Source organism: Cryobacterium sp. TMN-39-2 (genome assembly GCF_004402745.1).
GTDB lineage: Bacteria > Actinomycetota > Actinomycetes > Actinomycetales > Microbacteriaceae > Cryobacterium > Cryobacterium zongtaii.
Window position 1 is genome coordinate 19,397 of sequence record NZ_SOFX01000026.1, and the last position, 11,535, is coordinate 30,931.

Genomic DNA, 11,535 nt, shown 5'->3' on the forward strand with positions numbered 1-11,535 from the left:
TCAGGCCTCCTTCGTGTTGCCGTAGACCGCCGCGTAGGCACGATCCTCGGAGGTGGTGGCGGCGGTCTCGACGTCGTCGGACAGGCCGATCTCGGTCACCGGGACGGTGTTCTTCGCGAGTGAGCCGATGAGGGTCGCGGTGCCCTCTTCGTTCGCAGCGAGGTTGGTCAGCCACATCTCGCGTGAGGCGGGGGCGATGCGGCCCTCGTTCACGGCGGCAGTGACGATGGCCTCACGGCGGGCGGTGTCCTGCGCTTCGCTTGCCTTGCGACCCAGCGCGGCGGATGCCTGCAGGTCGGTCAGCAGAGCGGAGTCGATCAGGACGGTGCCGTCCGGGATGGCGGTGGTGTCGGTGGCCTGTTCCGCGAGAACCTCGTCGACTGCCGTGAGGAGCAGCTCGTCGGAGATCGCGGAATCGGTGACGCCGAGCCGCTTGCGGAGGCCATCCTTGAGAAATGCACTCATGTCGAGTGGGTCCTTTCGGTTGGGGTGTCCCGGCTCGGACGAGCTCGGGAGATCGTGGGACCGGGCAGCTGCCCGATTGGGGAGGGAGGTGACGCGTGCGAGGTAGTCGTCGTCGTCATCGGGAGCGGTGAGCACCAGCTCTTCCGCCCCGACCGTTTCGGTTTCACCCGCGTCGGGGATGACCGCGACGCGATCGGCCAGGCCAAGCTCGACGGTCTGTGCGGCGGTCATCCACGTGTCGTCAGCGAGAAGCGCCGTCCAGCTCTGCTCGCCGGCCTTGGCCGTGTAGATCTCGACGATGGAAGCTTCGACGCCGTCGAGCATGTCGGCCGCCTTGCGCAGCTCCGTGGCGTTGCCGCCAGCGAATGACCACGGGGAGTGGATCATCATCTGCGTCCCGGGCGACATCACCGTCTCGTCACAGCCGGCGGCGATGAACGACGCAGCCGACGCAGCCAGTGCGTCAACGACCGCGGTCACGGTTGCCTTGTGCGCCCGGAGCATGTTGAGGATGGACAGGGCCTCGAAGACCTCGCCGCCGGGGCTGTTGATCCGGAGGATGATCTGAGTGACCGATTCGGGAAGGGCATCGAGCACGACGCCCATGTCCTTCGCGGAGACGCCCCAGTAGCCGCCCCATGAATCGATCGGGCCGTACATTCGGATCGTTGCCACCGTGCCCTCGCCACTCGGGGCCGGGGTCGTGATCGCGTTGAAGAACTCGGCCTTGGAGGTCGGCAGTGACGCCTCACCCCAATAGCGGTTCCGGTGTTTCGTGGTCATGCTTCCTCCTGTGAGGTGTCAGGTACGGCGCCAGCCGGTGATTTGTCGCCGAGACGCGCGCTGGCTCGCTTCACCAGGTCGCGGGCGTCGGCCTCAGTGACGACGAGGCCGACTCCGAGGTAGATCTTCTGGATGATCTCGGCCGCAGCTCGATCCAGTTCTGCGTCGGTCATGGAACTGCCCGACTCCCCGTCCGAGGCGGATGGGTCCTTAACTGGCAGGCTGAACGCCGAGCGCATGAACGCCTCGAGCGTCTCGTCGGCCTTGATCACGCCAGCATCGATCAGGCTCTTCAGCGCCTCCGCGGTGAGTGACCCGCCTGAGCCGATGGGCTTGAACACGATCCGGGGCGCTGGTTCCGACTCGTTCCAGTTCCAGTCGACGAGATCCTCGACGACGTGGGCCTGGGTGGTGTCCCTGATGTGCGCGGCAACGGCGTTGAGTGAGCTAGTGAAGAAGTCGGCGAACGTCGATCCGAGCGCCCACGAGCCCGTCTCGGTGCCTAGGTTCAGGAAATGAGCCAGCACCGCGCGGGCGATCTGCTCGTCGTGGTAGCGAATGGGCTTGTCCGTGTCGGGCAGGTCGCCTGTGACACCCATCAGGGTCAGCTTCGATCCGTTCGGGATCGAGGCGCCGGCAGCTTCACCACCACGAAAGCCCTTTGCCAGAGTGAGGCCTGAGGCCTTCTCCGACAGCTGCCACTTCTCGCGGTCCTCAGGAGACGCGGTGTCTGGCACCGGAGCAGCCTCGTAGACAGGCACGCCAAGGCCGTTCCGCTCGACCGTGAGGGCCTGAGCCCGCAGCATTCGGTCCTTCAGTAGCCAGTTCTTGTACGGACTGCGGAGCAGGGACTGGCCTATCCAGTTGCCGCCCTCGCGGTCGTTGACATAGGCAACCAGTCGGTCGACAGGGATCGGGTCCTTCACCCCGTACTGCTCGATGGAGATCAGGCCACCATCGCGGGCAACGTTGATTTTCGAGATACTTCGCGCCGGCCGCCACGAGAGCTTCTTGAGCCGCAGCCTGTCGCCCTCAGGCCGGTAAACCTGCTCGAAGAAGGAGTGGCCGTGGACCAATTCGAGCAGCGCCATCCGCAGGTGTTCGCCCCACTGGAATCGCCCCTTGGTCCGAAGTGCGGGGACAGGGTCGCGTCCCTTGACCGGCAGGCCAAGGTCGGCGGAGACCAGATCCACAACCTCGGGCCTAGCCGAGGCTGGGTCAATCATCCACTCAGCCCCACGGATCGGGAGCGTGACCGCACGCAGAACCGATCCGACCTGTGAGTCCTCGCGGCGCATCTTGTCGTACACCTCGAGGTTCCGCGGCCACATGAGATCCGGATTCGTCTCGTGAGACTCGTCTGCCAGGGTCGACCACGACGAAAGCCCTGCGACGTTTACTTGGTACCCCTGCTCTTCTGGCACGTGGCACCTACTTTCAGTTGGGTTAGAACGCAGCGATCGCGAGGTTCACATCGGACGACGAGACGTCGTCGCGGGTGACCATCTCGGCCGGCGGTGGGGGAGGTGGAGTTGGGGCGACCGGCGGCGGCGCCAGGACTTCGAGCCCGTACAGCGCGAGCGACATCGCGATGAGACCTGAGATGTCAACCGGCAGGGACTTCGGCCGTGACCATGCCTTGTTGTCGCCGTACCGCACGACGACGCCGTGCTGCACAGCCATGTCGATGTCGGGCTGGTTGACGACGACGAGGTTCTTGTCGCGGACTGCATCCTGGTGGCGCCCAGTCGCGATCGCGTACATCGGGCCGTCGATCTCGTGGACGATGAGTCCGAGATCCTTGAGCGGCTTGACGAACTCCATCGCCGCGCAACCTCGGGCGTTCAGGGCCACCTCGCGGTGCCCCGATTCCTCTGCCAGAGCGGCCATGTACGCGGGAAACCACATCATCCCGGCGCGCTTGATCCGGCTGTAGGAGAACGGCTTGCCGTCTTCGGTGTAGACCGCGGACGAGAGCCACGTCGTGTTCCGGTCGTCTGAGACGTCGACGCCCCACACGGTGCGGCCGCCCTTCGGGATGTGGACATCCTTGATGGACACGACCAGGTCGCGGTAGTCGGTGGATTCGATGAAGTTGTTGACCTCGGCTGTGACCCACTGGCCCAGAACCTCAATGCGCTCGACGTTCTTTTCTTTGGCCTCGGCCGCCGCCCGCATCAGACCGGCGATGGTCATGCCGGGCAGGTAGCCGGCGCTCGGGTTCGCCTGGCGGAACGCCTTCGGATCGTCGAGGGTGGCGTCCTCCTCGGCCGACCACTCAGCTACGAACCACTGAGTTTCCGGGTCGTTGACGCCCTCGTGCGCGGTCGCCCGCACGTCCTTGAGGACGCGAGAGCGCTTCGTGCCGGCGTTCGAGAAGGCCACCAGCAGCGAGTCGAACATGGCGTTCGCGGACTTCTCAATCGCCGACCATCCCTCGTAGTCGTACTGCTCGCGCAGTTCGTCGAGGAGGAGCCGCGCGGCGCTCTGGCCGCGGGCACCTTCGAAGGTTCGGGGGAGGTAGGTGCTGCCGCCGTGGGTGCGCAGCTCGGTCTCGCCGTTGGTGGTGCGCGGAGGGTACGTGTACGCCTGCAGCTCGGGCACCCGGTCCCGGGCGATGCCGACCTTCGGGTCGTCGGGAGCACCCCACTTGCGCACAGCCTTCCAAGGCTTCATCGCGATGTCGAGCTTCTGGGCGCCGCCGACGACAACGAACTCGTCCTCGGGCAGCTGGTCCGTCCAGCGGCCAGCGTCGACGTACAGCCAATACGCGGCGAGCACCGCGGCGATCATCGTCTTGCCGTTCTGCCGGCCGACGATCACGAGGGCCTTGCGGAACCGCAGCAAGCCCTGCTCGTCGATCTCGAGCATGTGGATCAGGAGCCATTCCTGCCAGGGGAACAGCTTCACCAGCAGGACGTTGGTCGCGAAGTCGATGACATCGAAGCCCCGGGAGGTCTCCGGGGTTAGCTTGCGGAGAGGCTGCGTGTAGATCCGTGGCTTCGTGCGCCCGAGTTTCTTAGCGGACACACCCACCTCCGCGGAGAACTAGCTGGCCACCTGCCCCCGGTTGCGGAATGAAGGCACCGCGGGCGGCCCCGCACCCACCGGCTTGGCTGTGGAGGACAGCTCGCCGCGGCCACCCGGCGTCAAGCCGAGCGATTCGGAGTACTTCAGGTAGGTCGGCAGCGACACGTTGTCCGCTGCCGGCGGTCGGATCTTCGAGTCAGGGTCGCTCGCGATCTGGTCCAGGATCATGTCGAGGATGCTGTCGGAGTTGTCGACCTTGTGTGCGAGAGTCAGCAGCGCGGCGATCGCGCCGGCATCCTTGCCCGTCGCGTCGAGATGAGTCGCGGCACCGATCGAAATCTCAGTAGCGGTGACAACATCGCCGATTCCGTACCCTCTATCCGCGCACGCGCACGTGCGACCCCCCTCCAGGTCATCGGGGAGGGAGGACAGCTCCCCCTGGCTCTGGTCCGGCCCCAACTCCGAGGCTGGATTTTCTGGTGAATCGGTGTCGACAGGCCTGAACGTGGGGTGCTGGGAGCCCGTGCGGGCCCGGCGGCGGCCTTCCTTCGCGAGTAAGCGCATCTCAGCAGGTGTGAGGGTGACGGGAGGCTCAGTAGCGGGCTCACCGGTGGGAGTGAACAGGTCAGGTGACGAGGCGGCGGCTTCGATGCGGTCAGCGAGTACTCGGACACTCCGTGTCAGGTGACCTCGAAGCTCGGTGCGGTTGACGTCGAAGGTGTTGGCGAGAGGCTGCTCGGCGGTGTTGCCTCGCAGCTTGGCGAGCACGCTGGGCAGCTGCTCCGTCGTGACGAGCACGTCGCGGGCCTTGGAACCCTCAGGCTGGCTGACGATCCCACGTGACTCGAGCATGTCCATCAGGCGGCCGGCCTTGGCGAACCCCACCCGGAGCTTCCGCTGCAGCATGGACGTGGACCCGAACTGGGTGGATACGACGAGGTCAGCCGCAGCGAGCAGCAGCTCGAGGTCATCACCGACGTCGGCGACCGTAGCGGCCTCGACGACTGTCGACTCTCCAGTGCGCATCGGTACCTCGAAGGTGATCAAGTCGATGGGCAGCTCATGGTCACCAGCACTGACGAAGATGGTGACGGTGAGGGGCGTGGGCTTGACCTGGTCGGTCATGCGGAGCCGAGCGAGTGGGCGCCGTCCGCCTCGTGACGAAGCTCGGCCGGCGACTGGGTGACCAGCTGCGACCCGCACTCAGCACAGGTGAGCAGGATGGCGCCGGGTGCGAGCAACTCGTCCTCGATGCGGTCGGCGAGAGTGCGCAGCGTCTTGGCGACCTGGGCACGCAGCTCGGTGCGGTCGACGTGGACCGACATCGTCGCCGTTGTGTCGGCGTACGTCGTGCTGTCGATGGCGCGCAGCGGCACCGTGAACTCGACAGCTCGGCCAGGCAGGGCCGTGTTGCCCATGCTGACCGTGATCGTGCCGGTCATGCTTCCGAGCTTCGCCATGATGTCTCCCTGAGTTCGAGTGAGGCCGGCAGCGGACGCTGGCGGGTTACGGTATTGCTCGGCGCATGCCAGCGCGTGCAGCCTTGTGCGCGTGCTTGCGACGCTTCTCGGCTTGCAGTGCATCCGACTTGGCCCATGAGCGCCGCATCTCATCCAAGATGACTGTCGAGCGCGGGAGCGGTCTGGGCTTCAACGGGATGTACGCCTCGCGCCGGTCGGCGGGCAACCCCAGCCGCGGCTTGTCTGCTGCTGACATGGTGCCTCCTTCGGTTCGGATGTCGGTTACCACCAGTCGGGCACGGCCTCGCCGAGACCCGCAGTGGGTGTGCGCTTCCCCCGGCTCAGGTTGCAAGCCATGTGCGCATGACGGAAGTTCGACCAGTCCTCCTGGAGGTCTGGTCGATCGCTGACCGTGTGGAAGTGGTCGAGGTTGTGCGAGTCCGAAGTGGTGTGCGGCTCAGCGACGTAGTCGATCGCCGTGAGGCACAGCCAACAATCCGACAGGACCCGCACCTCAGAGTCAGCGGACTGCGACTGAGTGCGGCCCTCTTGGAAGAACTCGTCACGCAAGGCGTGCATGCGGCGGGTGTTCGTCCGGGCCATCGTCCTACCTCCACCTGTTGCTTACCGAGGCGGGCAAGAACCTCATCGATGTGGGCGGGCCAGTACGCTGTGAGGCGGACTCTACTTAGGGGAGAACCATGCACGCATTGGTGCAAGATGCGGCAGCTGCGACAGATCCGTGGGTGCAGATTCTGGGCGCTGCCATCCCGACGGTCGTCGCGCTGGCATCAGGCTTCTTCACCGCAAATGCAGGATCGTTGCGAAAGTCGGAACGACTCAGCGAGATCGCCAGCAAGATGGATGGCTCTTCGGAGCGGAGCCTCATCGAGGACTTGAGGGACGACTATGTGACGACTTGGGCGCTGAAGCAGATGGCACCTATGTACAACGGCCTCCGGGGAATCATGATCGCCGTGTACGTGGTAGCCGGCACCGTCCTTGCGGCATGGCTATTCATCTCGATAACTCACACAGACAGCTTCTGGACGTTGTTGTTGCTTTATGTCGCCGGTCTGGTTGTCCTTGCGATTGCCGTCATTATTCAGCAGCTCCGCAACCTCAAGCGGACCAAATGGATGCGGACTGAACGCTCGCACCGTTACATGAGGCCACCGCTGCATTCCCGGTTGCTAGCGGCGGCGGACGTCGGCAACTAGCGCACGACTGCGCTTGAGGAAGCTTGAGGCGCCAATGGGCGGGGCAGGCGGGCCGGGATCACATTGTCCGTGCCGCGCTCTGCCCCGCTCGGAGTGCCCGCCGGCATCTCTGTCCCATTTGGCTAATGCTCACCCGGCTCGGTATTCACGCGCGCGCGAACACAACGTCGCGTCGTCCCGGGTACCGGGGAACTAGGGGCTGCATCAGTGTGGACACGTGACGGCGGGCAGGTTCCGACCGGGGGCACCCGGTCGGAAGCGCTGGTTAAATGCAGAAGGCCCGCCGTTTCCGGTGGGCCCAGTTCTGCACTACGTGAACCGTAACACAGTTATTCGCACGTTTCGCATGGTTGTCAAGTCGGGTCTTGCGTGTCGGGCCCGAGGGCCTTGGCGTCCGCGATGGCGTCGAGGACGAACTGCTCGCGGTCTGGTGCCGCCACCGCCTTCTGCTGATCGTGGACTGACTCACAAGTAGCGGCAATGATCAGAGAGTAGGCGGCTTCGGCATCGCTGAAATTGCGGGCCGAGGGACCACGGGGCTCGCCGGTTCTGCTTGCATTGGGGCGAGCGCCGCCTGATCAACTCCTACTCGATTCTGGGGTGCTACGGGAACAGTTGTGGCAGCGGGAGCCTGGATAGCCGCGGGAGCATCGGGCTTCTCGTTTTCATCCGACTTTTCGTCCTGGGGCTCAAAGACGATGAGCAAGTCGTCTAGCTTTCTCGCTTGGCTGCTGGCATCGAGATAGTCCTGGTACTGAGTGCGTGCGCTAGCAATCACCGCATCATAGAGGCGGTAGGTGCCGTTGAACTGCTCGAACTGGTTGTCTACGAATTCGTCTTCGGTGATCTTGATTCCCGCAACCCACCCTCGAGATCCGGGCCGTTTGCCGAGGACGAACACCACCTCAATATTCGGAATCTCCTTCTCCCGTTGCTGCTGAGTGAGGATGCTAGCTAGGGCCTCGGCATACTTCGCACCCTGCGCGGCGAGTTTCGTCGCGTCCACCTTGAGGTCATAGCGCTTGAGCTCGACAATGACGTGTTTTCCGCCGACGGTCTTGTAGCGGATGTCGATTCGACCTGTGATCTCCCTGTCGAGCTTGTCCTTCGCGAAGAGCTTCGGTGCGAGCTTGCGGAGGTTCTCCTCCATGGTCTCGCTGCCGGTGGCGCGCTCCCAGGAAGGGTCTAGTAGCCAGAGATGATCGAAGAGGTGCTCCTGAAGGACTTTTTCCTTCTCGTTGATGTCGGTGAGGTGCTGCAGCTTCTCGATCGCTTGAACTCGAGACCGAAGAATGTCAACCCAGAGCCCCGCTTCATACGAGTCTTGCTGCCCGAGGAGCGGCAGGAGGTCAGTCGCAGTGACCTTGCTCAGGAGGTCCAGATCGTCGGATGACTTACGAAGACCCACGCGAGCGAATGCAAGAATTCCCGACCGAAAGAGTGCAGAGCGGTCCTCGGCGGCGTCCTTGCCTTCGAAGGGCAGGCTGGCAATCGTGCCGACCATCGTCCGTGCGCTGTCCTGCTGCCACGGTGGAAGCTCCTCGAGCCATTCCTGTAGCTTCGGGTAGCGCTTAAGGGCGTCAACAGCTTCGCGCTTTGGGCGCGCGTTGCTCCATTCCTCGGCGGCGGACAGGAACGCTTGCCGCAAGAACTTCTGCAGCGCAACGACCCGCTCATCGTCCTCGATCAGGCGCTGTCTATCGCTAGTTGCAATGTCTTCGTAGCCGGGCTCGTCGAGATCCAGGAAATCTGCCTCGATCTGTCCCGTCACGTAGTTGCCGAAAAGTCGGCTGAAGTCGAGCTTCTCGATGATGCCCTCTTGTATAGGGCGCTTCCGAGCGAGCACGATGATGTTCTTGAGGCTGCCAGCATCCTCATCACTGGTCAGATCAGTCGGTGTCTTAGTACTGCCGAACCAACCTGTTACCTTCCAGCCTTTCTTGATATCAACCATGCCCGAAGGAATTTTGAAGCGCTCGATACCAGCCGGCAGGGCAACATCGGGGAGGGGGTCGCCCGGGAACTCCCAGATGAACTGAAGCTTCTTTAGCTCCTGGCGATCGGCGTAGGTAATACGTTTCCCGTTGACCAGAATGTGAAAGCCGCCTTCTCGCAAGGGGGTTTCGTCGATCACGTCAAACCTGCGCGCGAGGCGCTTTCGGAGTGCTGCAGAAGTGAGACCAGCCCGCTTACTCTTGAGTTTCGACAGTACGAGAGTGGTCCCCTTCACCTTGTACTCGTCGGGGACTTCAACGGGCTGAGGGTAGTACTCCTCTTCGTTCTGGATGTGTTCTTCTAGGTCTGCAACTCGGATCACGAAGCCATGGGCTTCGCCATCCTCCGTCTGGCTGTACACCTCGACGACCTCGGCGAGCGAGAACACAGAGAGTTTGCCGATGCCCTTTCGCCCCATGTACGGACGATGCCACTTAGGTGACTCGATACCCTCGATGGCGCGCTTTTTGTAGCCCGCCTTGAGGAAGCGCGCATTGAGCTGAGCAACATCCATCCCAGATCCATCGTCCGTGACGACGACCTCGAGGAGCTTCTCTTTTCCCTCGTCGTCTGCGTCAGCGCGCGGGCGCCAAGTAATGCTGACCTTCCCCGCGTCGGCGTCGTAGGCATTAGCGACCAGCTCAGACAACACCGCAGCTGCGTTGCTGTACAGGTTGATTCCCAGCGACTCTAGAACGGAAAGTTCAACCGTCATCTTGAAGGTCTTGTCAACGATGCGCGCGGTCGCGTCGTCCTCGGCAACTAGGGACACATCGTTCTCCTCTTCGAGCGGCGTCACATCGGTATCGTTCATTTCGCTGCCGTGAGTTGCGCAGCGATATGAGCTACTGCCGCTCGCCCGACTTCTGCGGCGATGGGCGGCGGCACAGCGTTTCCGATCAACCTTGCGATCTGACTCTGGTTGACGCGCACGTCGGACTTCACCAGTTTGTAGCCCGGCGGGAAGCCTTGGAGCAATGCCGCCTCGCGAAGGGTGATGGATCGATCCTGCTCGGGGTGGCCGAACCGACCTGCGCCGAAGTTGCCCGACATGGTCGTGATGGTCGGAGATGGCTTGTCCCACTCCATCCGGGCATAGACGTTCTTGAAGGAAGAGCCCGACGCCTTGCGGTGACACGGGGACAGGAGTTCCTCCGGCCAGTCCTGCCACGTGCCGCCCGGCGCTGACGCGGCGATGCGGCGAAGGTTGAGCGGCGATAGGTTCCTAGCCACGTGCAACGGGTCCTTGCCATCAGCCTCGCCAGACGCGAGCTTGGGAAGTCCCCCGATCACTTCCCGAACAGTGCGGAAGTTCGCCTCATCAAGAGAGCCGTCGGGCACTTTGATCGGTCCGAGCCGGGATGCGAGCAACACAAGCCGCCTCCGATGCTGCGGAAGGCCGAAACGAGGACCGTAGCAGCTCTTCCAGTCGACGAAATAGCCGAGAGCCTTGAGGTCGTTCACGAACTCCTGGAAGACCGCTGACGTGCCGATGCGGGGTACGTTTTCCATCGTCACGAGTTCGGGGCTGATGTCCTTGACCAGGCGAGAGAACTCTCGCAAGAGCGGCCACTGCGCCTCCGCTGAGGTGTCCACGCCCCGGCGGTACGGAGAGAATGGCTGGCAAGGTGCGCAGCCCGCGAGCATCCGGATGCTGCCCGGTGTCCAGAGTGGCTCGAGGTGCTCTGCGGTGATCTCTCGAACGTCTCTTTCAATGAAGGGGGCGTCGATGTTGGCCTCAAACGCGTACGAGCAGGACGCGTCAATGTCCACGCCGCCCACGACTGAGATGCCTGCTTCCTGGAGTCCCTGCGAAAGTCCACCCGCTCCGCAGAACAAATCGATGGCGCTGATTGAGGCTAGTGCAGACGGCATGGTCTCAGACTAAGGGAACATTCAGCAGACGTCGACGTGCGACGAGGCATTCCCAAACACCGTCAGACCGGCCCGGTCAATCAGTGGGACAAAAGCACTGGCCACCTACGACACGAAGGTGGTCGCCTGCGCACAGCTTCTCGTCGCGTGCGGCCAGCGCTTCTGTCTCCGCTCTCCTGCCACGAGACGGCTGGGAAGGGGCGGCGCCTTACCATTCAGCCTCGAAGCGGCGCGCACGGCGACTGCGGGAGCAGGCGACTACTGGTCCGCTCCCGGAAGCTATTCCGCTACCCCGCCGGCGCCACTAACTCGACGCATCCACCTGGCAGGACCTCAATAATTCCGCGGGCCATCAGCTCCTGGCCTGGTCCGGTCGGCCGCGCCCGCGCTTCGAGGTGCGCCAGCTCGACGTCCTCGATCGCCAACCTGGTCACCCGGTCGGTGTGCTCCTCGAAATCGGTCATGCTTTCCTCCTCGCTGCTCTGGGACGCCCAACCTGGGCACTCGACTTCTTCGCTGCCTCAAGCAGCTGATCTTCCCGGCACAGGTCGAGCGTGAACGCCAACAGCCCGCGCTCCTCCCACCGGTAGATCGTGGATAGGTTCTTGCCGACCCGCACCGCGGCGTCTTTCCTGTTGAGGAACTTCATGCTGCCTTGCCCTCCTTCTTGCTGAATGCGACAGCCCACAGACCGTCGTCGTCGTCGT

Annotated in this window: 10 protein-coding genes and 1 pseudogene; 1 reads left to right on the forward strand and 10 read right to left on the reverse strand. The window is 63.5% G+C overall.

The window, feature by feature from the left end:
- From E3O57_RS08030 to E3O57_RS08055, 6 genes and pseudogenes are all read right to left on the reverse strand, one after another.
- A complete protein-coding gene (locus E3O57_RS08030; RefSeq protein ID WP_103479965.1) occupies positions 1-1,248 on the reverse strand; it encodes a head maturation protease, ClpP-related in 1,248 nt (415 codons plus the stop codon).
- Entirely contained in the window at positions 1,245-2,672 is a 1,428-nt protein-coding gene (locus tag E3O57_RS08035) for a hypothetical protein (RefSeq protein WP_174776323.1), read from the reverse strand. The genes E3O57_RS08030 and E3O57_RS08035 overlap by 4 nt, the downstream gene beginning before the upstream one ends.
- Before the next feature lie 22 nt (positions 2,673-2,694).
- A complete protein-coding gene (locus E3O57_RS08040) occupies positions 2,695-4,278 on the reverse strand; it encodes a hypothetical protein (RefSeq protein WP_174776324.1) in 1,584 nt (527 codons plus the stop codon).
- A gap of 744 nt (positions 4,279-5,022) precedes the next feature.
- Positions 5,023-5,262, reverse strand: a pseudogene (locus E3O57_RS08045) (DNA translocase FtsK); the annotation flags it as partial.
- Positions 5,263-5,399: 137 nt separating this feature from the next.
- A complete protein-coding gene (locus E3O57_RS08050; protein ID WP_103479964.1) occupies positions 5,400-5,738 on the reverse strand; it encodes a hypothetical protein in 339 nt (112 codons plus the stop codon).
- Positions 5,739-6,020: 282 nt separating this feature from the next.
- Positions 6,021-6,341, reverse strand: coding sequence for a hypothetical protein (locus E3O57_RS08055; protein WP_198416819.1), 321 nt, complete (start codon positions 6,339-6,341; stop codon positions 6,021-6,023).
- A 98-nt stretch (positions 6,342-6,439) separates the two neighbouring features.
- On the opposite strand from E3O57_RS08055, the gene E3O57_RS08060 reads away from it, so the two are divergent.
- Entirely contained in the window at positions 6,440-6,958 is a 519-nt protein-coding gene (locus E3O57_RS08060; protein WP_103479963.1) for a hypothetical protein, read from the forward strand.
- A gap of 484 nt (positions 6,959-7,442) precedes the next feature.
- Here the strand turns inward: E3O57_RS08060 and E3O57_RS08065 are convergent, their stop codons facing one another.
- The 4 genes from E3O57_RS08065 to E3O57_RS08075 form a co-directional block, all read right to left on the reverse strand.
- Entirely contained in the window at positions 7,443-9,767 is a 2,325-nt protein-coding gene (locus E3O57_RS08065; protein ID WP_103479962.1) for an ATP-binding protein, read from the reverse strand.
- Positions 9,764-10,828 carry a DNA cytosine methyltransferase gene (locus tag E3O57_RS08070; protein WP_103479961.1) on the reverse strand — a complete coding sequence of 355 codons (1,065 nt, stop codon included), beginning with the start codon at positions 10,826-10,828 and terminating at the stop codon, positions 9,764-9,766. Before E3O57_RS08070 ends, E3O57_RS08065 begins: the two co-directional genes overlap by 4 nt.
- 287 nt (positions 10,829-11,115) lie before the next feature.
- The gene (locus tag E3O57_RS18680; RefSeq protein WP_165787997.1) at positions 11,116-11,292 is read right to left on the reverse strand and encodes a hypothetical protein; all 177 of its coding nucleotides are present in this window, start codon (positions 11,290-11,292) and stop codon (positions 11,116-11,118) included.
- Positions 11,289-11,477 carry a hypothetical protein gene (locus E3O57_RS08075; protein ID WP_103479960.1) on the reverse strand — a complete coding sequence of 63 codons (189 nt, stop codon included), beginning with the start codon at positions 11,475-11,477 and terminating at the stop codon, positions 11,289-11,291. Before E3O57_RS08075 ends, E3O57_RS18680 begins: the two co-directional genes overlap by 4 nt.
- Positions 11,478-11,535: the final 58 nt, after the last annotated feature.

Coding starts and splice junctions, on each gene's coding strand:
- E3O57_RS08030 (WP_103479965.1), bottom strand. CDS start 1,248: ATGACCACGAAACACCGGAACCGCTATTGGGGTGAGGCGTCACTGCCG.
- E3O57_RS08050 (WP_103479964.1), bottom strand. CDS start 5,738: ATGGCGAAGCTCGGAAGCATGACCGGCACGATCACGGTCAGCATGGGC.
- E3O57_RS08055 (WP_198416819.1), bottom strand. CDS start 6,341: ATGGCCCGGACGAACACCCGCCGCATGCACGCCTTGCGTGACGAGTTC.
- E3O57_RS08060 (WP_103479963.1), top strand. CDS start 6,440: ATGCACGCATTGGTGCAAGATGCGGCAGCTGCGACAGATCCGTGGGTG.
- E3O57_RS08065 (WP_103479962.1), bottom strand. CDS start 9,767: ATGAACGATACCGATGTGACGCCGCTCGAAGAGGAGAACGATGTGTCC.
- E3O57_RS08070 (WP_103479961.1), bottom strand. CDS start 10,828: ATGCCGTCTGCACTAGCCTCAATCAGCGCCATCGATTTGTTCTGCGGA.
- E3O57_RS18680 (WP_165787997.1), bottom strand. CDS start 11,292: ATGACCGATTTCGAGGAGCACACCGACCGGGTGACCAGGTTGGCGATC.
- E3O57_RS08075 (WP_103479960.1), bottom strand. CDS start 11,477: ATGAAGTTCCTCAACAGGAAAGACGCCGCGGTGCGGGTCGGCAAGAAC.